Origin of the sequence: Streptomyces sp. NPDC127114, assembly GCF_042677525.1 — a bacterium.
Classification (GTDB): Bacteria; Actinomycetota; Actinomycetes; order Streptomycetales; family Streptomycetaceae; genus Streptomyces.
Window position 1 is genome coordinate 1 of record NZ_JBHXTJ010000072.1, and the last position, 23,426, is coordinate 23,426.

General features: G+C 73.2%; 22 protein-coding genes. 7 read left to right on the forward strand and 15 right to left on the reverse strand.

What is annotated here, in order from left to right; genetic code table 11:
* Positions 1 to 121: 121 nt before the first annotated feature.
* The 10 genes from hpnD to ACFVGS_RS36250 all read right to left on the reverse strand — a co-directional run bounded on the left by hpnD (position 122) and on the right by ACFVGS_RS36250 (position 10,153).
* Positions 122 to 1,072 carry a presqualene diphosphate synthase HpnD gene (gene hpnD, locus ACFVGS_RS36205; RefSeq protein WP_385696624.1) on the reverse strand — a complete coding sequence of 317 codons (951 nt, stop codon included), beginning with the start codon at positions 1,070 to 1,072 and terminating at the stop codon, positions 122 to 124.
* Entirely contained in the window at positions 1,069 to 1,989 is a 921-nt protein-coding gene (gene hpnC, locus ACFVGS_RS36210) for a squalene synthase HpnC (RefSeq protein ID WP_385696627.1), read from the reverse strand. The genes hpnD and hpnC overlap by 4 nt, the downstream gene beginning before the upstream one ends.
* Before the next feature lie 368 nt (positions 1,990 to 2,357).
* Complete coding sequence (locus tag ACFVGS_RS36215; protein WP_384410853.1) at positions 2,358 to 3,002, reverse strand: TetR/AcrR family transcriptional regulator; 645 nt, start codon at positions 3,000 to 3,002, stop codon at positions 2,358 to 2,360.
* A gap of 130 nt (positions 3,003 to 3,132) precedes the next feature.
* Positions 3,133 to 3,918 (reverse strand): ABC transporter ATP-binding protein, encoded by a 786-nt coding sequence (locus tag ACFVGS_RS36220; RefSeq protein WP_384410850.1) that lies wholly within the window; start codon positions 3,916 to 3,918, stop codon positions 3,133 to 3,135.
* Positions 3,911 to 4,840 carry an ABC transporter permease gene (locus ACFVGS_RS36225; RefSeq protein WP_384410847.1) on the reverse strand — a complete coding sequence of 310 codons (930 nt, stop codon included), beginning with the start codon at positions 4,838 to 4,840 and terminating at the stop codon, positions 3,911 to 3,913. Before ACFVGS_RS36225 ends, ACFVGS_RS36220 begins: the two co-directional genes overlap by 8 nt.
* Before the next feature lie 50 nt (positions 4,841 to 4,890).
* Complete coding sequence (locus tag ACFVGS_RS36230) at positions 4,891 to 5,775, reverse strand: glycosyltransferase family 2 protein (protein WP_384410844.1); 885 nt, start codon at positions 5,773 to 5,775, stop codon at positions 4,891 to 4,893.
* An 11-nt stretch (positions 5,776 to 5,786) separates the two neighbouring features.
* Entirely contained in the window at positions 5,787 to 6,566 is a 780-nt protein-coding gene (locus ACFVGS_RS36235; protein ID WP_384410841.1) for a CDP-alcohol phosphatidyltransferase family protein, read from the reverse strand.
* Positions 6,544 to 7,605: an iron-containing alcohol dehydrogenase family protein gene (locus ACFVGS_RS36240; RefSeq protein WP_384410838.1), complete on the reverse strand. Its 1,062-nt coding sequence runs from the start codon at positions 7,603 to 7,605 to the stop codon at positions 6,544 to 6,546. The genes ACFVGS_RS36235 and ACFVGS_RS36240 overlap by 23 nt, the downstream gene beginning before the upstream one ends.
* Complete coding sequence (locus ACFVGS_RS36245) at positions 7,593 to 8,342, reverse strand: sugar phosphate nucleotidyltransferase (RefSeq protein WP_384410835.1); 750 nt, start codon at positions 8,340 to 8,342, stop codon at positions 7,593 to 7,595. The genes ACFVGS_RS36240 and ACFVGS_RS36245 overlap by 13 nt, the downstream gene beginning before the upstream one ends.
* Positions 8,339 to 10,153, reverse strand: a complete 1,815-nt coding sequence (locus ACFVGS_RS36250) for a DUF5941 domain-containing protein (protein ID WP_385696651.1) — start codon at positions 10,151 to 10,153, stop codon at positions 8,339 to 8,341. Before ACFVGS_RS36250 ends, ACFVGS_RS36245 begins: the two co-directional genes overlap by 4 nt.
* Before the next feature lie 384 nt (positions 10,154 to 10,537).
* On the opposite strand from ACFVGS_RS36250, the gene ACFVGS_RS36255 reads away from it, so the two are divergent.
* The 3 genes from ACFVGS_RS36255 to idi all read left to right on the forward strand — a co-directional run bounded on the left by ACFVGS_RS36255 (position 10,538) and on the right by idi (position 13,713).
* The gene (locus ACFVGS_RS36255; protein ID WP_385696633.1) at positions 10,538 to 11,479 is read left to right on the forward strand and encodes a cation diffusion facilitator family transporter; all 942 of its coding nucleotides are present in this window, start codon (positions 10,538 to 10,540) and stop codon (positions 11,477 to 11,479) included.
* A gap of 212 nt (positions 11,480 to 11,691) precedes the next feature.
* A complete protein-coding gene (locus tag ACFVGS_RS36260; protein ID WP_385696635.1) occupies positions 11,692 to 12,963 on the forward strand; it encodes a GNAT family N-acetyltransferase in 1,272 nt (423 codons plus the stop codon).
* Positions 12,964 to 13,104: 141 nt separating this feature from the next.
* A complete protein-coding gene (gene idi / locus ACFVGS_RS36265; protein ID WP_384410825.1) occupies positions 13,105 to 13,713 on the forward strand; it encodes an isopentenyl-diphosphate Delta-isomerase in 609 nt (202 codons plus the stop codon).
* On the opposite strand, the gene ACFVGS_RS36270 is transcribed toward idi, so the two are convergent.
* Positions 13,679 to 14,206, reverse strand: a complete 528-nt coding sequence (locus ACFVGS_RS36270) for an ATP-binding protein (RefSeq protein WP_384410822.1) — start codon at positions 14,204 to 14,206, stop codon at positions 13,679 to 13,681. The two genes, idi and ACFVGS_RS36270, sit on opposite strands and share 35 nt — an antisense overlap.
* A 130-nt stretch (positions 14,207 to 14,336) precedes the next feature.
* The gene (locus ACFVGS_RS36275) at positions 14,337 to 14,993 is read right to left on the reverse strand and encodes an HdeD family acid-resistance protein (RefSeq protein ID WP_385696638.1); all 657 of its coding nucleotides are present in this window, start codon (positions 14,991 to 14,993) and stop codon (positions 14,337 to 14,339) included.
* Between the two features lie 65 nt (positions 14,994 to 15,058).
* On the opposite strand from ACFVGS_RS36275, the gene ACFVGS_RS36280 reads away from it, so the two are divergent.
* The 3 genes from ACFVGS_RS36280 (at position 15,059) to ACFVGS_RS36290 (ending at position 19,232) form a co-directional block, all read left to right on the forward strand.
* On the forward strand, positions 15,059 to 15,802 hold the full coding sequence (locus tag ACFVGS_RS36280) for an enoyl-CoA hydratase/isomerase family protein (RefSeq protein WP_384410817.1): 744 nt from the start codon (positions 15,059 to 15,061) through the stop codon (positions 15,800 to 15,802).
* 50 nt (positions 15,803 to 15,852) lie between these two features.
* Entirely contained in the window at positions 15,853 to 16,716 is an 864-nt protein-coding gene (locus tag ACFVGS_RS36285) for a hypothetical protein (protein WP_385696641.1), read from the forward strand.
* Between the two features lie 104 nt (positions 16,717 to 16,820).
* Positions 16,821 to 19,232, forward strand: coding sequence for a Tex family protein (locus tag ACFVGS_RS36290; protein WP_385696644.1), 2,412 nt, complete (start codon positions 16,821 to 16,823; stop codon positions 19,230 to 19,232).
* Positions 19,233 to 19,341: 109 nt separating this feature from the next.
* On the opposite strand, the gene ACFVGS_RS36295 is transcribed toward ACFVGS_RS36290, so the two are convergent.
* Genes ACFVGS_RS36295 through ACFVGS_RS36305 form a run of 3 tightly spaced genes read right to left on the reverse strand, consistent with a single transcriptional unit; the run spans position 19,342 to position 22,186 of the window.
* On the reverse strand, positions 19,342 to 19,746 hold the full coding sequence (locus ACFVGS_RS36295) for a hypothetical protein (RefSeq protein ID WP_384423588.1): 405 nt from the start codon (positions 19,744 to 19,746) through the stop codon (positions 19,342 to 19,344).
* A complete protein-coding gene (locus ACFVGS_RS36300; RefSeq protein ID WP_384423587.1) occupies positions 19,743 to 20,549 on the reverse strand; it encodes a 2-phosphosulfolactate phosphatase in 807 nt (268 codons plus the stop codon). The genes ACFVGS_RS36295 and ACFVGS_RS36300 overlap by 4 nt, the downstream gene beginning before the upstream one ends.
* Positions 20,549 to 22,186 carry an ABC-F family ATP-binding cassette domain-containing protein gene (locus ACFVGS_RS36305; RefSeq protein ID WP_384423586.1) on the reverse strand — a complete coding sequence of 546 codons (1,638 nt, stop codon included), beginning with the start codon at positions 22,184 to 22,186 and terminating at the stop codon, positions 20,549 to 20,551. Before ACFVGS_RS36305 ends, ACFVGS_RS36300 begins: the two co-directional genes overlap by 1 nt.
* A gap of 59 nt (positions 22,187 to 22,245) precedes the next feature.
* On the opposite strand from ACFVGS_RS36305, the gene ACFVGS_RS36310 reads away from it, so the two are divergent.
* Positions 22,246 to 23,211, forward strand: coding sequence for an FAD-dependent oxidoreductase (locus ACFVGS_RS36310; protein WP_385696649.1), 966 nt, complete (start codon positions 22,246 to 22,248; stop codon positions 23,209 to 23,211).
* The last annotated feature ends 215 nt before the right edge of the window (positions 23,212 to 23,426 follow it).

A 23,426-nucleotide genomic window follows, 5' to 3' on the forward strand; every position in this document is an offset into this window, starting at 1 on the left:
GTGTCCGGACGTTTCGGACTCCTCCACGAGCGAAGCGAAGGGGAGGTGGCAGTCCGGACACCCCCGCCCGCGCGGAGGCCCCGGATCCCGGCGGACCCACGGGTGCGAGGCGATACGTACGTCACGCGGGCCTCCTGACCGTACGACGGGAGACGTGCCGCGCGTCGAGTCCGGAGAGCCCGCGGACGGCGACGTAGGCCTTCTCCCGGCCGGGCAGCGAGACCCGGCCGCGCAGCACGGCCTCCGGATCCCGTTCGATCCGGTCGAGGAGCCGTCGGTAGATGCCGGCCATGGCGGCCACGCACGCCCCGCTGCGCCGGTCGAGCATCGGCAGCAGCCGGTATCCCTCGGCGAACAGCGCGCGGGCGCGGCGCACCTCGAAGTGCACGAGCCCCGCGAAGTCGGCGCCCTCCGCCGGGGTGTCCGAGGCGAAGCCGTCGGAGCACCCGAACTTGGCCAGGTCGTCGCCCGGCAGATAGGTGCGCCCGTTCCCGGCGTCCTCGCGGACGTCGCGCAGGATGTTGGTGAGCTGGAGGGCCAGGCCGAGGGTGTCGGCGTACTCGGCCGCGCGGTCGGCGCCGACGGCGCCGGACTGCGTGCCGAAGACGCCGAGCGAGAGCCGGCCGATGGCTCCGGCCACGCAGCGGCAGTAGACCTTGAGGTCGTCCCAGGTCTCGTAGGTCTCACCGCGCACGTCCATGAGGACGCCGTCGATGAGCTCGTCGAGCCCGCCGAGCGGGATCGGGAAGCGGCGGGCGGCGTCGGCGAGGGCGACGGCCACCGGATCGGTGTCGTCCTCCTCGACCTCGCCGGCGCGGATGCGGGAGAGGACCGCCCGGGTGGCCTCCAGCCGGTCCTTCTTGTCGCCGGGTGCCAGCGGCCCGTCGCCGATGTCGTCGACGCGCCGCGAGAAGGCGTAGAGCGCCGACATGGCGTGCCGCTTCTCGGTCGGCAGCAGCCGGATCCCGTAGGCGAAGTTGCGGGCCTGCTGTCCGGTCACGGCCTCGCAGTAGCTGTACGCGGCCTGGACCGGCGCGGACGGCTGCGACTGTCCCTCCACTGTGCGGCTCACCCCTCTCTCCGCGCCGCGAGCAGGACGGCACCCGCCCGGCGCACCAGACTCGATCGGTCGGCCTTGGGCGGCCCGGGCAGGACGTCGAAGCCGGCGGCGGCGATCGCGTCGAGCGCCGCGTACCCGCCGGCCGTGAAGCCCGCGAGCAGCAGCCGCAGCCGGCCGTGGACGCTGCCGACGAGCGGGGCGCCGGCGTCGAGCAGGGCGCGGGCCCGCTCGGCCTCGAAGGCGATCAGGGCACGCACCGAGGCTCCGGCGGTGGGCCGGGCGAGGTCGTCCTCGCTCACGTGGAAGCGCTTCAGGTCCTCGGCGGGGAGGTAGATCCGGTCGCGCGTCAGGTCCTCGGCGACGTCCTGGAGGTGCTCGACGATCTGGAGCGCGGTGCAGATCTCGTCGGAGCGGCGGATCCGTTCCGGCGTCGCGGTGCCGGTGATGCCGAGGACGAGCCGGCCGACGGGGTTGGCGGAGAGCTCGCAGTACGCGACCAGGTCGTCGTAGGTCTCGTAGCGGCCGACGAGCTGGTCCTGGCGGTTGGCGGCGACGAGTCCGAGGAACGGCTCCGGGTCGAGGCCGCACCGCTCGACGGTGGGGACGAGGGCGCGCAGCAGCGGATGCCGGGGCGGGCCGTCGACGGGGTCGAAGACGCGCCTGAGGTCGGTCTCGAAGGCGTCGAGCATCGCGAGCCGGTCGTCGGCCCGCTCGGCCGGGACGCCGAGGTGGCGGGCGTCCGCGGCGCCGGGCGCGAGGTCGCCGTCGCCGATGTCGTCGACGAGACGGGCGAAGCCGTAGACGGCCATGAGGTCGTCGCGCCAGGCGCGCGGCAGGAAGAAGGGGGCCACGGGGAAGTTCTCGTCCGCGGCCTTGCCGAGTGTGCTGCGCGAGGAGGCGTCGGGGCGCACCTGCCGGGTTCCCGTCACCGGCCGCTGCCCGACGCGGGGACGGCGACACCCTCGTGGAGCTGGAGATTCTGCGTCATGGCCGTCACATCTCCCGTTCTACACCGCGGATCCAATCCATCCTATTTCGGACACGCCGCCGAGCCGTGCCCGTGGCTCTCGGCCCGGTGCCGGGGCGCCGAGGGGTATCGCCCCACTTGCCGCGAAACAGACCGGTACAGCTTACGTGGTAGGAGGCATCGTGCCGCGCCGGGGGCCCGGGCGCCTGTCGACAACACCGGCGGGTCCGCCAACCTTCCCGGCACGAGCGGAAGTTCACATTTCCTTGACCTTGTTTTCGACCGTCGGCGACACGCCCGTCAGGGGCGTGGCCGTCAGGGGCGTGGCCGTCAGGGGACGCGGGTGCCGGAGACCACCATCGCGAGCGTGGAGTCGACGACGTCGTTCCGCCGCTGGGCGGGCAGCCGGCGCAGCGGTCCTTCGAGAAGCAGCAGCGACAGTCCGTGGACGGCCGACCACGCGGCGGCGTCGGCGGCGGGCCGGGAGGCGCGCGGCGGCCTGGCCGTCGCGGCGAGGGCCGTCAGGGCGTCGGTGAGCAGGGTGAAGGCACGCACCTCCCCCGCGCCGGCCTCGGGCTCCGCGTCAGGACAGCCGGTGGCGGTACGGGGCGCGCCGAAGGCGGACCGGTAGAGGCCGGGCTGCTCGACGGCGAAGGCCACGTAGCCGCGGCAGAGGGCGGCGAGCCGGGCCTCGGCGGCCAGGGCCGGGTCGTCGGCGCCGGGTACGCGGGCGGCGGCCCGCTCCATGGAGTCGGCGAGGGCCCGCCGGGCGTGGTCGCGGACGGCGGCGAGGAGTTCGCCGCGGCCCTCGAAGTGCCGGTAGGCGGCGGTGGGCGAGACGCCGACCCGGCGGGCCGCCTCGCGCAGCACGACGCGCTCGGGGCCTCCTTCGGTGGCGAGGTCGACGGCCGCGCAGATGAGGGCGTTGCGCAGGTCGCCGTGGTGGTAGGTCTTGCCTCCCGAGATCGCTGCCATGCGCTCATCCTGCCCGATGTTGACCGCATGAACATTCCGGGCGGGTGCTCGACGCGCGAAAACCGGACGTCCGTGAACACGAAACAGCCCCCGCCGATCGGATCGGCGGGGGCGGCGCGCGGCTTCGGGGCTACTTGCCGGTCTCGCGCTCGTAGGCGGCGATGACCTCGTCGGTCGGGCCGTCCATGAGCAGCTCGCCCTTCTCCAGCCAGAGCACGCGGTCGCAGGTGTCGCGGATCGACTTGTTGCTGTGGCTGACCAGGAAGACCGTGCCGGCCTCCTTGCGCAGCTCGCGGATCCGCGCCTCGGAGCGGATCTGGAACTTGCGGTCGCCGGTGGCCAGCGCCTCGTCGATCATGAGGACGTCGTGCTGCTTGGCGGCGGCGATGGCGAAGCGGAGCCGGGCGCCCATGCCGGACGAGTAGGTCCGCATCGGCAGCGAGATGAAGTCGCCCTTCTCGTTGATGCCGGAGAAGTCGACGATGTCCTGATAACGGCTCTTGATCTCCTCGCGGCCCATGCCCATCGCGAGTCCGCCGAGGATCACGTTCCGCTCACCGGTGAGGTCGCTCATGAGCGCCGCGTTGACGCCGAGCAGCGAGGGCTGGCCGTCGGTGTAGACCTTGCCGCTCTCGGTGGGCAGCAGGCCCGCGATGGCGCGCAGCAGGGTCGACTTGCCGGACCCGTTGGTGCCGATGAGGCCGATGGCCTCGCCGCGGTAGGCGGTGAAGGACACGCCGCGGACGGCGTGCACCTTGCGCACCCCGCGGTCGGACTGGCCCTTGCGGCGCCGGATGATGCGGCTCAGCGCGGCGGTGGCGCTGCCCTTGCCGCCGCCGCCTCCGTTGACCCGGTACACGATGTGGACGTTGTCCGCGATGACGGTGGGCACCCGGCCCTGGTTGCTGTCAGCCACGGCCGTACCTTTCCTCGGCCTTCCAGAAGTAGACGAAGCCGCCCACGCCGATCACCACGGACCAGGCGAGGGTGACGAACCAGACGTGCGGCGGGAGGTTGGAGCCGCCGTAGCCGTCGATCAGCGCGAACCGGATCAGGTCCATGTGGAGCGCCGCCGGGTTGTACTGGAGCAGGTCGGCGATCCAGGCCGGCTTGTCCTCCAGCATCACGGGGATCGAGAACATGACGCCGGAGGCGTACATCCAGGTGCGCATGATGAACGGCATCAGCTGCGCGAGGTCCGGGGTCTTGGCGCCCATCCGCGCCACGATCATGGCGAGGCCCGCGTTGAACAGGAACTGCAGGAACAGGGCCGGGAGGACGAGCAGCCAGCTCGCCGACGGGTAGCTGCCGAAGGCCACCGCGATGGCGATGAGCACGAGCATCGAGAACAGCAGCTGCTGGAGCTGCTGGAGCGCGAAGGAGATGGGCAGCGAGGCGCGCGGGAAGTGCAGCGCCCGCACCAGGCCGAGGTTGCCCGAGATCGCGCGCACGCCGGCCATCACCGAGCTCTGGGTGAAGGTGAACACGAACACACCGGTCACCAGGAACGGGACGTACACCGACCGCGACATGCCCCGGTCCGCTTCGAGGATCAGACCGAAGATCAGGAAGTAGACCAGCGCGTTCAGCAGCGGCGTCACCACCTGCCAGAGCTGGCCGAGCTTCGCCTGGCTGTACTGGGCGGTGAGTTTCGCCTGGGAGAAGGCCAGGATGAAGTGCCGCCGGCCCCACAGCTGCCGGATGTACTCCACGAGCCCCGGCCGGGCGCCGCTGACGGCGAGCCCGTACTTGGCCGCCAGCTCGGCCGGGCTCAGGCCGTCGTCGGGGGACGGTCGGGCGCTCGTCACGACCCCACCGTCCTGGGATGTGTCACTCACAGTCGAAACTTTCGTGTTCGGGATGCGCGGCAAGTCGGGTACCCACGATGTCAGACGACGGGCGGGCGTCCCAGTCGGGTCAGCCGCCACACCGTACGCCACCTCATGGGGTGCCGCGGACCGCACGGAGTCCGCCAGCCCGCCCGGAAACCGCCGAACCACGCCTGGAGGGCGGATACGGAGGGACGCCGCGCCAGCGTGAGCAGCAGCCAGACGCCGAGATAGACCGGCACCAGGGGTGCGGGAAGATTGCGGCGCGCCAGCCACACTCGGTTGCGGGCCACGTTGAAGTGGTACGTCGCGTGCCGGGACGGCGGGGTGGTGGGGTGCAGCAGCACCATGTCGGAACGGTAATCGATCATCCAGTCGGCGTCGAGGGCCCGCCAGGCGAGATCGGTTTCCTCGTGCGCGTAGAAGAACTCGTCCGGCAGCCCGCCGACCTCGGCGAACACCTTGGTGCGCACCGCGTTGGCACCGCCCAGGAAGGTGGTCACCCGCGAGGAGCGCATGGGGTCCGAGGCGCGCAGCCGCGGCACGTGCCGGCGCTGGGTGAGCCCGGTCTCCGGGTCGGCGATCCGGAAGCTGATGATGCCGAGCCGCGGGTCGGCGGTGAAGGCCTGGCGGATCAGCTCCGCGGTGTCGGTGTTGGCGAGCAGGCCGTCGTCGTCGAGGAAGAGCAGCGCGTCGACGTCGGTGCCGCCGGGACCGAAGGCCTCGATGCCGATGTTGCGCCCCGCCGGGATGCCGACGTTCTCCGGCAGGCTCACCGTGCGGACGCCCTCGGGCAGTCCGCTGAGCTCCACGCCCTGGCCGACGACGACCACCTCGATCGGGTCGCCGTCCTGCCGGGCGACCGAGTCGAGGAGCGCGCGCAGGTCGTCGGGGCGGTTGCCCATGGTGATGACGACCGCGCCCAGTCTCATCGGCCGGGTCATGACGGCCGCCCTCACTTCAGCCTGCTGGACGCGAGGATCGACACCAGGTGCAGCACGGTCTGCAGCAGCGCGATGCCGGCGAGCACGGCGACGCCGAGCCGGGAGAAGAACAGGTCGCCCCGGACCTGGTCGACGATCGCGAGGACCAGGATCAGCAGGGAGGCCTCGATCCCCAGGATCAGGCGGTGGAACTTGAGCGCGGCGGCGGCCCGGCGGGCCAGCGCCATGCCGGAGGAGCGCGGCTCGGCGGCCGACTCCTTGACCGGGGCCATGCCCGCCTGGTGGCGGGCGACGCCGACCAGGTCGGTCTCGGCCTTGATCAGGATCGCGCCGAGCGCGGCGAGGGTGCCGAGGAAGGCCCACAGCCAGTCGATCCGGCCGCCGCCCCACGGGTCGGCGGCGCGCAGGCCGAAGCCGACGAGTACGGCCGCGTCACAGAGGTAGGCCCCGACCCGGTCGAGGTAGACCCCGGCGAGCGAGTACTGCTTCTTCCAGCGGGCCAGCTCGCCGTCGACGCAGTCGAGCAGCAGATAGCCCTGGACCGCGACCACGCCGAGCACGGCGCCCCAGATGCCGGGGACGAGCAGCGCGGGTGCGGCGAGGACGCCGGACAGCGTCATCAGGTAGGTCAGCTGGTTGGGCGTGACCCGGGTGTTCGCCAGGTGACGGGTGATCCGCAGCGAGATCTCCCGCATGTACAGGCGGCCGCCCCAGTGCTCGCCGCTCCGCCGGTCCTTGACGCCCGGCGGGTGGACGACAGGGCGGAGTTCAGCTACCGATGGCTTTGGCATAGTCGGCGTACGCGTCCCTGATCTGGTCTGTGGACAGGTCGAGGTGTTCGAGGATGGTGAACCGGCCCGGCCGGGTCTGCGGGGCGAACTCCACGGCCCGGACGAACTCGTCGACGGTGAAGCCCATCTCCTCCGGCAGCACGGGCAGGCCGTGCCGGCGCAGGGTCTCGACCATCTGCGCGGACTCCTCGCGGGCTCCGCGCAGGTGCATGGCGAAGGCCGCGCCGAGGCCGCACTGCTCGCCGTGGCTGGCCGCCCGGGTCGGGTAGAGCAGGTCGAAGGCGTGGCTGATCTCGTGGCAGGCGCCCGAGGACGGGCGGCTGTCGCCGCTGATCGACATGGCGATGCCGGACATCACCAGGCCCTCGGAGAGGGTGACGAGGAAGTCGTCGTCGCCGACTCCGCCGGGGTGGCGGAGGACCGCCTCGCCGGCGCTGCGGGCCATGGCCGCGGCCAGACCGTCGACCTTCTCGCCGGTCTCGCGGTGGGACAGCTCCCAGTCGGCGATGGCCGACAGGTTGGAGATGGCGTCGCCGATGCCGGAGCGCACGAAGCGGATCGGCGCGTCCCGGATCACGTCGAGGTCGATGACCAGCGCGATGGGGGTGGGCACGCCGTAGGAGCCACGGCCGTTGTCGTTGTCCAGGGTGGAGATCGGCGAGCAGATGCCGTCGTGCGAGAGGTTGGTGGCGATGGCCACCAGCGGCAGGCCCACCCGGGCCGCCGCGTACTTCGTCACGTCGATGATCTTGCCGCCGCCGAGCGCCACGACCGCGTCGTACCGCTTGCCGCGCATGGAATCGGCGAGCCGGACGGCCTCGTCGATGGTGCCGCCGCTGACCGGGTACCAGTCGGCGTCCGGCAGCTCGGAGGCGAAGCGGTCACGCAGCTTCAGACCGGAGCCGCCGCTGATGGCGACGGCGATCCGGCCGTTGCTGGAGATCCGCTGGTCCGCGAGGAGCGCGGACAGGTCGTCCAGCGCTCCTCCGCGGATGTCGACGACAACCGGCGAGGGGATGAGCCGGGTCAGTACTGGCACGCGATGTCACGGCCCTTCGCGAGGTCGTCGTGGTTGTCGATCTCGACCCACTTGACGTCGCCGATGGGGGCCACGTCGACGGTGAAGCCGCGGTTGACCAGCTCCTGGTAGCCGTCCTCGTAGTACAGGTCGGGGTCGCGCTCGAAGGTGGCCTTCAGCGCGTCGGCCAGCTCCTCGGCGGCCTCGGCCTCGATCAGGGTGACGCCGATGTACTCGCCGGTGGCGTCGGCCGGGTCCATCAGCTTGGTGATCTTCTGGACGCCCTTGCCCTCGGCGGTGACGACCTTCATCTCCTCGTCGGCGAGGTTCTTCACCGTGTCGAGGGCGAGGATGATCTTCTGGCCGTTGCCGCGGGCGGCGAGCAGGGTCTTCTCGACGGAGACCGGGTGGACGGTGTCGCCGTTGGCGAGGATCACACCGCGCTTGAGGACCTCACGGGCGCACCACAGGGAGTAGGCGTTGTTCCACTCCTCGGCCTTGTCGTTGTCGATGAGGGTGAGCTGGATGCCGTACTTGGCCTCCAGGGCCTCCTTGCGCGCGTACACGGCCTCCTTGCGGTAGCCGACGACGATCGCGGCCTCGGTGAGACCGACCTCGGCGAAGTTCTTCAGCGTGAGGTCGAGCACGGTGAGGGAACCGTCACCGGCCGGGTCCACGGGCACGAGGGCCTTCGGAAGCGTGTCGGTGTAGGGGCGCAGACGCCGTCCGGCACCGGCTGCCAGTACGAGGCCAATCATGCTGTCTCTCCTTCGTCATGTACGGCGGGTGCTCCGGAGGACACCCAGAAGCGGATGGACTCCACGAGCACCACGAGGCCCACGGCGACCGCGAGCGCGGTGAGGGCCGAGGTGAAGTCGTTGCCGCGGTTCGCCAGCAGGGCGGCGAGTACGGTCACCACGAGCGTGCGTCCCTCGTGGCCGCCGATGGTGCGCACCAGCCACGCGGGCGGCGCGCCGGTGCCGCCGCGGATGCGGTACACCGTGTCGTAGTGATGGTAGGCGACCGCCGCGACCAGCCCGAATGCGGCGGGGAGTGCCTGCGCGGAGCCGGCCTTGGCGGCGAGCGCGAGCACGGTGACGTATTCGGCGGCGCGGAAGACGGGCGGGACGAGCCAGTCGAGGGGGCCCTTGAGCGGGCGGGCGACGGCGAGGCCGGCGGTCATCACGTAGATCACGGCGACCGCGATCAGGCGCTTGTCGCCGAACGGCAGGTACAGCGCGCCGCCGACCATCACGGCGGCGCCGAGCACGGCGACGGACAGGGGTCCGACGGCGCCGGCCCGCCCGCGCAGCAGCCGGGCCAGGAGCTCGGCGAGCGGGCCCGAGTCGGCGAGGTCCGCCAGCGCCCGGCAGGCGCGCTCGGTGCGGGCCGCCCGGCGGGTGACCGAGCGCAGCACGCGTCCCGCGGTGGTGTAGCAGGCGCCGAAGGCGCAGCCGGCGATCAGCGCCCAGAACACGATCCGGGGGGTGGTGGCGGCGGTGAGGACGGCGATCATCGCCCAGCGCTCGCCGATCGGCAGGATGATCATGCGCCGGGCCCAGACGGTCCAGCCGACGCCGTCGAGCCTGCTGGATAGGGCCGCGGTGGGGCTGGTGTTGGCGGTGGCGTCGTGGTTGGCCTCGTTGAAGGAGAAGTCCACGACGTGCCGGCAGGTCATCAGGACCATGGCGCCGAGCGCGAGGGCCCAGACGTCGTCGCCGTTCCGGGCGGCGCCGAGGGCCAGACCGGCGTAGAAGGCGTACTCCTTGGCCCGGTCGAAGGTGGCGTCGAGCCAGGCGCCCATCGTCGAGTACTTGAGCGCGTAGCGGGCGAGCTGCCCGTCGGTGCAGTCGAGGACGAAGGAGACCAGGAGCAGCACGCCCGCGGCGACGTATCCGGCGCGGTCGCCGGTGGCGGCCAAGCCGGCCGCGAGCAGCGCGGTGAGCAGCGAGGCGGTGGTGACCTGGTTGGGCGTGAGGCCGCGGCGCGCGCACCAGCGGGCGATGTAGCGCGAGTACGGGCTGATGAAGAAGGTGGTGAAGAAGCCGTCGTGGGCCTTGACGGCCGACTTCAGGCGTACGGCCTCGTCGTCGACGGCCTCGACGGCGGTGCGCGCCTGGTGGCGGGCCTCGGGGTCGTCGGGCACGGCGGCGACCAGGGTGCCGAGCTGCGGCCGGTGGACGGCGACGCCGTCGGCGTCGAGCGCGCCGGCGAGGGTGTCGGGGAGGTTGCCGACGACGGTGTGGGTCGGCTGGGCGGCGGGTTCGGCCTCGCCGGCCGTGTCGAGCGCGCGGGCCAGGGCCGGGCGGGCCGCGGGCTGCGCGGTGAGGGCGCCGGGGACCGCGGCCGCCGGGAAGCGGGGGTCGGTGAGCGCGAGCCGCAGGGCGTGGACGTGGCCGACGAAGCGGGGGTCCACGACGGCGACGCGTTGTCCGGCGGGTACGGCGGCGAGCAGGGCGCCCGTCTCGTGCGGACCGGAGGCGACCTCGACGTCGAAGCCGAGGGACCGCAGATCGGCGTCGAGCGACGATCCGGGTACCGGCGGACCGGTGAGGATGGCGGTCGACAGGGCGAACTCACTCCTTGGAGCTGGCGGACGGGCCTGCGCGGCCCACGGCACGGCCCCGGGCGCGGTGTGTGCGGCCCGGCACCGGGCGACGGCACGTCGGCTGAGGCTATCGGATGAACGGAAGCGCGAGTTCATCGAGGTTTCGCGGGGCGGACTCCCCCGGGCCCACTCGCGTCCGTGCGGGTGCGCCCTGCCCTGCGGAGATCATCATGGGCGATCGGCGGCCCGGCCCACAAACCGCGTCCGCGCGCACCGCCGGCCTGCTGGAATAACCGCAGGTCAGAGCATATGACAACGGTGTTCAGTACCGTGTTGCACATACCCCCCACCCGTAGTTCACTGGCTGCTCGGGGCACAGAGACCGACATCACCGGGAGGCCTTGCATGGGGGCTGGACACGACCACGGGCACAGCCACGGCGGCCCGCCGCCGAGCGGTACCGCGGCGCTGGCCTACAGGAACCGGCTGCGGATCGCGCTCGGCATCACGCTCTCCGTGATGGTGCTCGAGATCGTCGGCGGCATCGCGGCCGACTCGCTCGCCCTGATCGCGGACGCCGCCCACATGGCGACCGACGCGGTCGGTCTCGCGATGGCCCTGCTCGCGATCCACTTCGCCAACCGGCCGCCCGCGGGCAACCGCACCTTCGGCTACGCGCGGGCCGAGATCCTCGCCGCGCTCGCCAACTGTCTGCTGCTGCTCGGCGTCGGCGGCTACGTCCTGTACGAGGCGGTCCAGCGGTTCCTGGAGCCGGCCGAGACCCGCGGCGGGCTCGCCATCGCCTTCGCCGTGGTCGGTCTGGTCGCCAACATCGTCTCCCTGACGCTGCTGATGCGCGGCCAGAAGGAGAGCCTGAACGTACGGGGCGCCTACCTGGAGGTGCTGGCCGACGCGCTCGGCTCGGTGACGGTGATCGTCTCCGCGGGCATCATCCTGGCCACCGGCTGGCAGTACGCGGACCCGATCGCCTCGATCCTGATCGGCCTGATGATCGTGCCGCGCACGGTGAAGCTGCTGCGGGAGACCCTGGACGTGCTCCTGGAGTCCGCGCCGAAGGGCGTGGACATGGCCGAGGTACGGGCCCACATACTGGCCCTGCCGGGCGTCGAGGACGTCCACGACCTGCACGCCTGGACGATCACCTCGGGCATGCCGGTGCTCTCGGCGCACGTGGTCGTCGAACCGGAGGTGCTGGACTCCGTCGGGCACGAGAAGATGCTGCACGACCTCCAGGGCTGCCTCGGCTCGCACTTCGACGTCGAGCACTGCACCTTCCAGCTGGAGCCGGCCGGTCACGCGGAGCACGAGGCGAAACTCTGCCTCTGAGGCCCGACCCGGCCTGCTAGCCTCGGAACGACGACTTGCCGGACCCGCAGTGGAGAGGAGCTGAGGTTGATGACCGTCGCGATGGAGGCCGCCCGTAGCGGCGCCGCCCGGTCCAGCCTCAGCTCCCGGGTCTCCGGCTGATCTGATCCCCGGTTTCTTCCACCGGCACGTCATGACGTCGGCCGGGACCCCCTCACCAAGGGTTTCCCACGTTGTCCGACAACGACATCACTGACACCACCACCGCGCTCCACCACGCCTTCTTCGCCCTGCACCACGGTCTGCCGCGGCAGGGCCCCGGCTCCGACTCCACCACCCGCCGTCTGCTCGCTCTCGCGGGTCCGCTTCCCGAGCGGCCGCGCGTGCTCGACCTCGGCTGCGGTCCCGGCCGCTCCGCGCTGCTGCTCGCCGCCGAGGCGGGCGCCGAGGTGACGGCGGTCGACCTGCACGAGCCGTTCCTGGCCGAGCTGCGGGCGGCGGCCGCCGCCCGCGGTCTGGCCGACCGCGTCCACCCCCTGCGGGCCGACATGGGCGCGCTGGAGCAGCTGCCCGACGGTTCCTTCGACCTGGTCTGGGCCGAGAGCTCGGCGTACGTGATCGGCTTCGACCGGGCGCTCGCCGAGTGGCGCCGGCTCCTCGCGCCGGGCGGCACCCTGGTGCTCACCGAGTGCGAGTGGACCACCGACGCGCCGGGCCCTGAGGCCCGCGCGTTCTGGGAGCCGCACTACGCGCTGCGCACCACCGCCGGGAACACGGCGGCGGCCGTCGCCGCCGGCTATCACGTCCTCGGGGTCGTGCCCCAGCCCGAGAGCGACTGGGACGAGTACTACGGCCCGCTCGCCGAGCGGGCGGCGGCCGCCGATCCCGCCTCGCCGGGCATGGCCGAGGCCCTGGCCTCCACCCGGGCCGAGCTGGAGCTGCGCCGCGACCACGGCGGCGACTACGGCTACACCGGTTACGTCCTGCGTCCCGCCGACCCCCGCTGGACGGCCCGTGAGGAGACGGCCGCCGACGAGGCCCGCGTGCGGGAAGTCAACGCGGCGGCCTTCCCCACGCCCGAGGAGGCCGGTCTGGTGGACGCGCTGCGCGCAGACCCGGACGCGTGGCTGCCCGGCCTCTCGTACGTGGCGGAGGCTCCGGACGGCACGGTCGCCGCGTACGCGCTGATCACCCGGTGCCATGTGGACGGCGTCCCCGCGGCGGCCCTGGCGCCGGTCGCGGTGGCGCCGGAGTACCAGCGGACGGGCGCGGGGCAGGCCGTCGTCCGGGCCGTGCTCGACGCGGCGCGGCTGCGCGGGGAGCGGCTCGTTCTGGTGCTCGGCCATCCGGAGTACTACCCGCGGTTCGGATTCGTACGGGCGTCCGCGTACGGGATCAAGCCAGCCTTCGCGGTTCCGGACGAAGCCATGATGGCGCTGGATCTGGGCGGTTCCGGGCCCGTCACCAGGGGCACGATCTCGTATCCGGCGGCTTTCGGGGTCTGACGCGCCGGCCGCTCCCGCCGCGCCGGGTGTACTCCGGTGCGGTGGGAGCGGCCATGTCCGGCCTCCGAAGTACGGACAAGCCGGTTTTGTACGGCAGACTGAGGTGGCCCCTCAGGGCGAGGACCGATGCGAAGGATGGGTATGCCGACCACATCAGCCACCGTGGCTCACAGCTCGTCGAACGGCGTGCGGCCGACCGAGGCCGAGGCGCCGATCATGCTCGAACTGGTCGACGAGGACGGCGTCACGATCGGTACGGCGGAGAAGCTCGCCGCGCACCAGGCGCCGGGGCAGCTGCACCGCGCGTTCTCGGTCTTCCTCTTCGACGAGACGGGACGGCTGCTGCTGCAGCGGCGGGCGCTGGGCAAGTACCACTCCCCCGGTGTGTGGTCCAACACCTGCTGCGGCCACCCCTACCCGGGTGAGGCGCCGTTCGCGGCCGCCGCCCGGCGCACCTTCGAGGAGCTGGGCGTGTCGCCCTCGCTGCTCGCGGAGGCGGGCACGGTCCGCTACAACCATCCGGACCCGGCCTCGGGCCTGGTGGAGCAGGAGTTCAACCACCTGTTCGTCGGCCTGGTGCAGGCGGGACCGCGGCCGGATCCCGAGGAGGTCGGGGAGACCGCCTTCGTGACCGCGGCCGAGCTCGCCGAGCGGCACGCGGCCGCGCCGTTCTCCGCCTGGTTCATGACGGTGCTCGACGCGGCGCGGCCGGCGATCAGGGAGCTGACGGGTCCGTCCGGGGGCTGGTGACCCCGGGCTCGTCCGGCGGTCCCGCGGGCCCCTGACTCGGGACGAACGGGTTCAGGGGCAGCGCCGCCCAGATGATCTTGCCGCCGCCCGCGGTGTGCTCGACGTCGCAGGCGCCGCCGGACTCGCGGGCGATCTCCCGGACGAGGAGAAGACCGCGGCCGCCGGTCTGTCCCCAGTCGGCCTCCAGGGCCTTCGGGCGGTAGGGATGGTTGTCCTCGACGGACACCCGTACCCATTCCGCCCCGATGGCCACCTCCACCGCTATCTCCGGGGAGAGCAGCGCGGCGTGCTTGACCGCGTTGGTGACCAGCTCGGAAACGATGAGAAGCAGTCCCTGCACGGTGTCGTCGTGGATCGGGACGCTCTGCCGGACCAGCAGGTCGCGGACGGCGTGCCGGGCCTGCGGCACCGAGACGTCGACCGCGGGAGCGGTGAACCGCCAGACCCCTTCGTAGGACGGTGGCCGGGCGGGGACGCTCCCGCGGCTCTCCATAGTCCGGCTCCCGCCCTCGTGCTCGATTGTCGCCACGAGTCGAGTCTTGGGAATCCTTTGGTGCACCTCTGGCTACTGACCAGAAGTCGACACTTATCGACCGACTTCTGATCGGGTGAGTATGCCAACGTCAGTTGTTCGACTGCTCCTGATCCTCCACTGACGTCTTCGGAGGACCGACCGCCGGTGTGACCATACGAACGATACGGCGGCCGCCCACCCCCATCGCGACGAGACCCAGCCCGTCGAAGAGCAGCGCCAGCGAGAAGAACGCCCCGATCACGTACCGGCTGCTGTCCGGCCAGTCGACGAGCACCAGGATGCCGAGCAGCAGCCCGAAGGCACCCTGCACCAGGGTCCAGCCGAACTGCGGACCGCGCACCACCACACTGCCCACCAGCCGGAACAGGCCGCCCGTCAGGAAGAGCAGCGCCGCGAACATCGTCAGCGCCTCGGCCGAGCCCTCGGGATGCCGGATGACGACCACGCCGGCCGCGATGTTCAGCGCCGCGACCACCACCGCGAGCCAGAAGTAGCTGGTCCCGCGCGACTCGACGGCGTGCAGCAGACCGACGATCCCGCCGACCAGCAGCAGCCAGCCGAACAGGAGCATCGAGGTGAGGGTGGCCACGCCGGTGTAGACCAGGCCGACGATCCCGCCGACGACCAGCAGGATCCCCAGCGCGGTGAGCCAGCCGAAGCTGCGGCGGAGCTTCCTCCCCTCACGGCGCAGCACGGTGCGCTCGGCGCCCGTCAGGTGCTCCGGGGGCAGGTCCTCGCGGGACATGGGCGTCTCCTCCTCGCACCCCCTTCTTGATCGTACGTACGGGGCCCCCGGATAGCATCCGGCGCATGGAGCCGCAGCTGACCGTGAGCGTCGTCGACGAGGTCGCGACCGTCGTCATCGCCAACCCCGCCAAGCGCAACGCCATGACCGCCGGCATGTGGAGGTCCCTGCCCGGGCTGCTCGCCCCGCTGGCCGCCGACCCGGCGGTGCGCGCCCTGGTGCTCACCGGCGCGGGCGACACCTTCTGCGCCGGGGCCGACATCTCGACGCTGCGCGAACCGGGCGACGAGCAGCAGGCCCTCGCCGTCCGCGCCGAGGAGGCGCTGGCCGCCTTCCCCAAGCCGACGCTGGCCGCCGTGCGCGGCTGGTGCGTGGGCGGCGGCAGCCAGCTCGCGGCCGCCTGCGACCTGCGGTTCGCCGAGGAGGGCGCGCGCTTCGGGGTGACCCCGGCGAAGCTCGGCATCGTCTACCCGGCCTCCTCCACCCGTCGGCTCGCCGCTCTCGTCGGCCCCTCGGCCGCCAAGTACCTGCTGTTCTCCGGGGAGTTCATCGACACCGAGCGGGCGCTGCGCACCGGCCTGGTCGACGAGGTGCACCCGGCGGGCGGCCTCGACAAGCGGGTCGCCGAGTTCACCCGGACCCTCGTCTCCCGCTCGCTGCTCACCCAGGCCGCCGCGAAGGAGTTCGCCGACGGCCGCGCCGGCAGGGAGGAGCACTGGGCGGAGCAGGCGCACGGAAGCGACGACACCGCGGAGGGCGTCGCCGCGTTCCTGGAGGGCCGCACGGCCCGCTTCACCTACGGGCGCTGAGCCCCCTCCGGGATTCCCTCCGTACCGACCGGTAGGTAAGGTGCGGCTCCATGACGACTCTGCCGCCCCAGGCCGGCCGCCGCTGCGCCCACCCGGTCAACCTGCTGCACGCGACCCTGTTCTTCTCCCCCGACCTGGACCTGGTGTTCAAGGAGCTGGGCTTCGAGGACAGCAGCGCGATCCGGCTGGCCGCGCGCAGCGCCCCGCTCGGCGCCGTGGGAGCCGGAACCGTCGCCGCGACCTTCTACAACTACAACCACGCCTTCCTCGCCCGGCACCTGCCGGCGGTGTGGGAGACCGCTTCGCCCGCCGAGGTCCTCGACGCCCGGCTGCGGACCGTCGACCTCACCCTGCGCCGGCTGCTCGGCGAGGACGCCGTCGCCTCCCCGGAGATGGCCGAGGCCGCCGAGCTCGCCCTGCGCGCCGCCGAGGCCTGCACCCGCCACGCCCGCCCGCTGTACTCGGGCAACGCCGACCTGCCCGTCCCGGACGCCGCGCACCTGCGGCTCTGGCACGCCACGACGCTGCTGCGCGAGCACCGCGGCGACGGCCACCTGACGGCCCTGCTGAACGCGGGCCTCGACCCGGTGGAGGCGCTCTCCAGCCACACCGCGACCGGCAGGGGCATGTCCCCGCGCTGGGTCCTCGGCACCCGCGGCTGGGGCCGCGCGGACTGGGAGGCGGCCGTGGAGCGGCTGCGGGCGCGCGGGCTGCTCGACGCCGAGGGCGAGCTCACCGGGGCGGGCAAGGCCCTGCGCGAGTCGCTGGAGGAGGAGACGGACCGCCTGGACGCCGCGCCGTACCAGCACCTGGGCGCCGAGGGCACCGCCAGGCTGACCGAGCTGGCCAAGGGTTTCCTGGTGGCCGCGGTGGGCGCGGGCGCGTTCCCGGCGGACCTCACCGGCAAGGCCTGACGCACCCCGGGACGGGTGCGGGGCGGGTCGGTTGCCGCGTACGGGTGATCGACCCGGCAGAATGCATCCGCAAGCTTGAGGCACGAGAAGGCGGGTCGGACATCGTGACGACGTCCATCGAGGCAAGGATCGCCGAGGAACTCGGCGTACGCGAGCGACAGGTGAAGGCGGCCGTCGAACTGCTCGACGGCGGTTCGACCGTGCCGTTCATCGCGCGCTACCGCAAGGAAGCGACCGAGATGCTCGACGACGCGCAGCTGCGCACCCTGGAGGAGCGGCTGCGGTATCTGCGCGAGCTGGAGGACCGGCGCACCGCCGTCCTCGACTCCGTGCGCGAGCAGGGCAAGCTGACGCCCGAACTGGAGGCGCAGATCCGGGCCGCCGACACCAAGGCGCGCCTGGAGGACATCTACCTGCCCTTCAAGCCGAAGCGGCGGACCAAGGCGCAGATCGCCCGCGAGGCCGGTCTCGAACCGCTGGCCGACGGGCTGCTCGGCGACCCGTCGGTGGAACCGCTCGCCGCCGCGGCCGCGTTCGTCGACGCCGACAAGGGCGTCGCGGACCCGGCGGCGGCCCTGGAGGGCGCGCGGGCCATCCTCGCCGAGCGCTTCTCGGAGGACGCCGACCTGATCGGCGAGCTGCGCGAGCGCATGTGGGGCCGGGGCCGGCTGGTCGCCAGGGTCCGGGAGGGCAAGGAGGAGGCGGGCGCGAAGTTCGCCGACTACTTCGACTTCGCCGAGCCGTTCACGGCGCTGCCCTCGCACCGGATCCTCGCGATGCTGCGCGGCGAGAAGGAGGACGTGCTCACCCTGGAGCTGGAGCCGGAGGAGCCCGCCGACGGTCCCGCGGCGACCTCCTCGTACGAGCCGATCGTGGCGGCCCGCTTCGGCGTGGCCGACCGGGGCCGGCCCGGCGACAAGTGGCTCCTGGAGACGGTCCGCTGGGCCTGGCGCACCCGCATCCTGGTCCACCTCGGCATCGACCTGCGGCTGCGGCTGCGCACGGCCGCCGAGGACGAGGCCGTGCGGGTCTTCGCGGCGAACCTGCGCGACCTGCTGCTCGCGGCCCCGGCCGGCACCCGGGCGACGCTCGGCCTCGACCCGGGCTTCCGCACGGGCGTGAAGGTCGCGGTCGTCGACGCGACCGGCAAGGTCGTCGCCACGGACACGGTCTACCCGCACGTCCCGGCGAACAAGTGGGACGAGTCGCTGGCGAAGCTGGCCCGGCTCGCGAAGGAGCACGCGGTCGAGCTGGTCGCCATCGGCAACGGCACCGCGTCCCGCGAGACCGACAAGCTCGCCGGTGAACTCATCGCGAAGCACCCCGAGTTGAAGCTGACGAAGGTGATGGTCTCCGAGGCCGGCGCCTCGGTCTACTCCGCCTCCGCGTTCGCCTCGCAGGAACTCCCGGACCTGGACGTGTCGTTGCGCGGCGCGGTGTCGATCGCCCGCCGGCTCCAGGACCCGCTCGCCGAGCTGGTGAAGATCGACCCGAAGTCCATCGGCGTCGGCCAGTACCAGCACGACCTGTCCGAGGTGAAGCTCTCCCGCTCCCTCGACGCGGTCGTCGAGGACTGCGTGAACGGCGTCGGCGTCGACGTCAACACGGCCTCCGCGCCGCTTCTTTCGCGCGTGTCCGGGATCGGCGCGGGCCTCGCCGAGAACATCGTGGCCCACCGCGACGCCAACGGCCCCTTCCGTTCCCGCCGCGCCCTGAAGGACGTGCCACGGCTCGGCCCCAAGGCGTACGAGCAGTGCGCGGGCTTCCTGCGCATCCGCGGCGGCGAGGACCCGCTGGACGCGTCGGCGGTCCACCCGGAGGCGTACCCGGTGGTGCGCCGCATGGTGAAGACGACGGGCGGCGAGGTCGGCGCGCTGATCGGCAACACCGGCGTGCTGCGCTCGCTGCGCGCGGACGACTTCGTCGACGAGACCTTCGGTCTGCCGACGGTCACCGACATCCTGAAGGAGCTGGAGAAGCCGGGCCGCGACCCGCGACCCGCGTTCCGTACGGCCACCTTCAAGGAGGGCGTGGAGAAGATCGGCGACCTCGCCTCCGGGATGGTCCTCGAGGGTGTGGTCACCAATGTCGCCGCGTTCGGCGCCTTCGTCGACATCGGCGTCCACCAGGACGGTCTGGTGCACGTCTCGGCGATGTCGAAGACCTTCGTCAAGGACCCCCGCGACGTGGTGAAGCCGGGCGACGTGGTCAAGGTGAAGGTCCTGGACGTCGACATCCCGCGCAAGCGGATCTCGCTGACGCTGCGCCTCGACGACGAGGCGACCGCGGAGTCCCAGGCCGGCGCCGGTGAGCGCGCCCCGAGGCGCGACCGCGGCGGCCGCCCGCCCCAGCAGCGCCGCGGCAACGGCGGTGGCGGCAGCGGTGGCGGCGACCGCGGCCGGGACCGTGACCGCGGGCAGGCCGCGGCCCCCGCGAACAGCGCGATGGCCGACGCCCTGCGCAAGGCCGGCCTCCTCAACGAGGGCGGTGGCGGCGGCAGGCGGCGCGGGCGCTGAGCCGGCGGCGTACCGCTGACATGACGACGGGCCCGGCCGCACGGCCGGGCCCGTCGTCGTCACAGGCGCCATGGGACGAGGCGCAGGCGCTGCGAAACGAGGCGCGGGATTACGGGACGAAGCGCAGGGCCCAGTCCGCGCGGTTCGCCACCGAGAGGTCGTCGTCCTCCGTGAGGGGCCGGAGCAGGCGCTGGGCGGTGCCCGGGTCGGCCTGGACGAGGTCGACGATCTCGGCGGCCAGACCGTCCTGGTCGTCGCCCAGGTCGACGGCCGAGGCCCGGACGAGGACGGGGAGCCGTTCCGTACCGCCGAGGGCGGCGACGACACCGCCCAGGAGCTCGCGGGCGTAGGAGTTGCGGTCGGCGACCGCGCGGTCGAGCTCGGCTTCGAGGCGCGGGAGCAGGCCGCGGTCGCCCGTCGCCGCGATCTCGTCGGCGAGGTCGATCGTCTCGTCGACGTCGGCCTCGAGGTCGTCCAGCATCTCGATCAGCCGGGTCACACGGTCGTCGGTCATGGTGCCTCCTGGAATGCGCCGTCCACGAGGACGGGTACCACGGTGGACGCGTCGATCTCGGCGGCCACCTCCACGTCCTGCGGATAGCCGTACGCGTACAGTTCACGGCCCGAGTCGCAGCCGTGCAAGGCGGCGACCGGGTCCTCCGTGGCCGCCCACAGCGTCGCCGCCGCGGTCGCCTCGGGGCTCAGGGTGGCGGCGCCCGCCTCGCGCAGGGCGGCCAGGACCGCGCCGGCGCCCAGCAGGTCCTCCAGCGCGGGGCGCAGGGAGCCGTCGGGCCGGCGCTCGCCGGAGGCGATCACGGCGAGAGGGCGGCCGGCGGTGCCGTAGCCGTGCTCGGCCAGCCAGTGGGCGACGGCGGTGCGGTCGCGCAGCGACGCGGCCACGACGGCCGCCCGCCCGGCCGCGGCCTCCGCCGCGATGGTGGAGCCGTTCGGCGAGGGCAGCACGAGGCGCGCGGGCGCGGGCGCGGCGCGCAGGGCCGCCGGTGAGAGCGACCACGGGTGCGCCGGGCCGGCCTCGCTCCGGCCGACGGCGAGGGCCGCGTCCTGCTCCCGCGCGTACGCCACGGCGCTCTCGTCGCGCCAGCGGTACGGGAGGACGGCGGTGCCGGCCTCGACGGCGACGCCGACGGAGGTCGTGAACGACAGCACGTCGAGGACGACCACGCAGGCCGCGGCGGGGAGCAGGGCACGGGCCCCGGCCGGACCCCAGCCGAAGGTGACGGCGGCCGTGGCGGTCGCGGGCACGCCGAAGGACATGCCGGACGGCGCGCCGCCGGGCGCGCCCGGCTCGGCGGGCATCAGAGCTCGGTGACCTTTCCGTCCGCCACCTCGACGCGCCGGGTCGTGCGGACGGCGTCCAGCATGCGGCGGTCGTGGGTGACGAGCAGCAGCGTGCCGTCGTACGAGTCGAGGGCGGACTCCAGCTGCTCGATGGCCGGCAGGTCGAGGTGGTTGGTCGGCTCGTCGAGGACGAGCAGGTTCACTCCCCGGCCCTGGAGCAGGGCCAGCGCGGCCCGGGTGCGCTCGCCGGGCGAGAGCGTGGTGGCGGGCCGCAGCACGTGGGCGGCCTTGAGGCCGAACTTGGCGAGCAGCGTGCGCACGTCCGCCGGCTCGGTCTCGGGCACGGCGGCGCAGAAGGCATCGAGCAGGGTCTCGGTGCCGTGGAAGAGCTTCCGCGCCTGGTCGACCTCGCCGACGACGACGCCGGCGCCGAGGACCGCGTCGCCGGCGTCCAGCGGCAGCCGGCCGAGCAGCGCGGCGAGCAGGGTGGACTTGCCGGCCCCGTTGGCGCCGGTGATGGCGACCCGGTCGGCCCAGTCGATCTGGAGCGTGACGGGCCCGAAGGCGAAGTCGCCGCGGCGGACCTCGGCCTCGCGCAGGGTCGCCACGACGGCGCCCGACCGGGGCGCGGCGGCGATCTCCATGCGCAGCTCCCACTCCTTGCGGGGCTCGTCGACGACGTCCAGGCGCTCGATCATGCGCTGGGTCTGGCGGGCCTTCGCCGCCTGCTTCTCGCTGGACTCGCCGCGCAGCTTCTTCCCGATCTTGTCGTTGTCGGTGGCCTTGCGGCGGGCGTTGCGGACGCCCTTGTCCATCCAGTTGCGCTGCATGAGGGCGCGGGCTTCGAGGGAGGCCTTCTTGTCGGCGTACTCGTCGTACTCCTCGCGGGCGTGGCGGCGGGCGGTGGCCCGCTCCTCCAGGTAGGCCTCGTAGCCGCCGCCGTAGAGGGTGATCTGCTGCTGGGCGAGGTCGAGTTCGAGGACCTTGGTGACGGTCCGGGTGAGGAACTCGCGGTCGTGGCTGATGACGACGGTGCCGGCGCGCAGGCCCTGCACGAAGGCCTCGAGGCGCTCCAGACCTTCGAGGTCGAGGTCGTTCGTCGGCTCGTCGAGGAGGAAGACGTCGTAGCGGGACAGGAGCAGGGAGGCGAGTCCCGCGCGGGCGGCCTGGCCGCCGGAGAGGCCGGTCATCGGCTGGTCGAGGCCGACGGTGAGGCCGAGGGAGTCCGCGACCTCCTCGGCCCGCTCGTCGAGGTCGGCGCCGCCGAGGTCGAGCCAGCGCTCCAGGCTGACGGCGTACGCGTCGTCGGCGCCGGGCGCGCCGTCGACGAGGCCCTGGGTCGCCTCGTCCATGGCGGTCTGGGCGGCGGCGACGCCGGTGCGGCGGGCCAGGAACTCCCGCACGGTCTCGCCCTCGCGGCGCTCCGGCTCCTGGGGGAGGTGGCCGACGGTGGCGGTGGGCGGCGAGAGCCGCAGCTCTCCCTCCTCGGGCGTGTCGAGTCCCGCCAGCAGCCTGAGCAGCGTGGACTTGCCGGCGCCGTTGACGCCGACGAGGCCGATCACGTCTCCGGGGGCCACGACGAGGTCGAGCCCGGAGAAGAGGGAGCGTTCGCCGTGGCCGGCGGCGAGGTTCTTGGCGACGAGAGTGGCAGTCATCAGGGCACGAATCCTACGTGCCGGACCACGGGGGCGTGGGGCGCGTGTACCGTCCGGGCATGGACACCGAGGTGATCGTGGTGGGAGGCGGCGTCATCGGGCTCACGACGGCGGTCCGGCTCGCCGAGCGCGGGCTGCGGGTGCGGCTCTGGTCACGGGACGGGGCGACGGCGACCACGTCGGCGGTGGCGGGCGCCCTGTGGTGGCCGTACCGGATCGAGCCCGCGGCGGAGGCGGGCACGTGGGCGCTGGCCTCGCTGCGGGTGTACGAGGAACTGGCCGGCGACCCGGACGGGACCGGAGTGCGGTTCGTGGCGGGCGTGCACGCGGACACCCTGCAGGCGGGTCTCGGCTCCTGGGCGGGCGAGGTGGGAGGACTGCGCCAGCTGCCGCCGGAGGAGGTGCCGGGGCCGTACGAGACGGGGCTCGCGGCCCGGATCCCGCTCGTCGACATGCCGGTGCACCTGGGCTGGCTGCGCGGGCGGGCGGAGGAGCTGGGCGTGCGGCTGGAGCGGCGTACGGCGGCGGATCCGGCCGAGGCCGGCGCGGCGGCTCCGGTGGTCGTCAACTGCACGGGGCTGGGCGCGCGGGAGTTCGTCGGCGACGCCGGGATGCGGGCGGTGCGCGGTCAGCTGGTGCTGGTGGAGAACCCGGGCGTGGACACCTGGTTCACGGCGGCGGACGGGGCGGCCGACGAGACGACGTACTTCTTCCCGCAGCCGGGGCGGCTGATCCTGGGCGGCACGGCCGAGGAGGACGACGAGCGGACGGAGCCCGATCCGGCGACGGCCGCGGCGATCGTCGCGCGGTGCGCCCGGATCCGGCCGGAGCTCGCGGACGCCCGCGTCCTCGGCCACCGGGTGGGTCTGCGCCCGGCCCGGGTGGGCGGGGTGCGTCTGGAGTCCGAGCCGCTGCCGGGCGGAGGGACCCTCGTGCACAACTACGGTCACGGCGGCGCGGGCGTCACGGTGGCCTGGGGCTGCGCGGACCGGGCGGCGGAGCTGGCGACGGCGGCCCGGCCCTGACGACCCGGGGGCTAGGGCCTGTCCGGCGGATCAGGGCCGGATAGGCCGCGGCGTCTGGTGCGGTACATCGCAAGGCGCCGGAGCGTCGCGATAGCGGAGCTATCGGGACGTTTCGGCAACGCGGCGAGGTGCCGTGCCAGGCGTCGCGGACCCGGCCATGATCCGCCGGACAGGCCCTAGGCCGTTTCTTTCGGATCAGGGCCGGACAGGCCGCG

Coding starts and splice junctions, on each gene's coding strand:
- ACFVGS_RS36215 (WP_384410853.1), bottom strand. CDS start 3,002: ATGGCAGCGATCTCGGGAGGCAAGACCTACCACCACGGCGACCTGCGC.
- ACFVGS_RS36230 (WP_384410844.1), bottom strand. CDS start 5,775: ATGACCCGGCCGATGAGACTGGGCGCGGTCGTCATCACCATGGGCAAC.
- ACFVGS_RS36235 (WP_384410841.1), bottom strand. CDS start 6,566: ATGCCAAAGCCATCGGTAGCTGAACTCCGCCCTGTCGTCCACCCGCCG.
- ACFVGS_RS36245 (WP_384410835.1), bottom strand. CDS start 8,342: ATGATTGGCCTCGTACTGGCAGCCGGTGCCGGACGGCGTCTGCGCCCC.
- ACFVGS_RS36255 (WP_385696633.1), top strand. CDS start 10,538: ATGGGGGCTGGACACGACCACGGGCACAGCCACGGCGGCCCGCCGCCG.
- idi (WP_384410825.1), top strand. CDS start 13,105: ATGCCGACCACATCAGCCACCGTGGCTCACAGCTCGTCGAACGGCGTG.
- ACFVGS_RS36270 (WP_384410822.1), bottom strand. CDS start 14,206: ATGGAGAGCCGCGGGAGCGTCCCCGCCCGGCCACCGTCCTACGAAGGG.
- ACFVGS_RS36275 (WP_385696638.1), bottom strand. CDS start 14,993: ATGTCCCGCGAGGACCTGCCCCCGGAGCACCTGACGGGCGCCGAGCGC.
- ACFVGS_RS36280 (WP_384410817.1), top strand. CDS start 15,059: ATGGAGCCGCAGCTGACCGTGAGCGTCGTCGACGAGGTCGCGACCGTC.
- ACFVGS_RS36285 (WP_385696641.1), top strand. CDS start 15,853: ATGACGACTCTGCCGCCCCAGGCCGGCCGCCGCTGCGCCCACCCGGTC.
- ACFVGS_RS36295 (WP_384423588.1), bottom strand. CDS start 19,746: ATGACCGACGACCGTGTGACCCGGCTGATCGAGATGCTGGACGACCTC.
- ACFVGS_RS36300 (WP_384423587.1), bottom strand. CDS start 20,549: ATGCCCGCCGAGCCGGGCGCGCCCGGCGGCGCGCCGTCCGGCATGTCC.
- ACFVGS_RS36305 (WP_384423586.1), bottom strand. CDS start 22,186: ATGACTGCCACTCTCGTCGCCAAGAACCTCGCCGCCGGCCACGGCGAA.
- ACFVGS_RS36310 (WP_385696649.1), top strand. CDS start 22,246: ATGGACACCGAGGTGATCGTGGTGGGAGGCGGCGTCATCGGGCTCACG.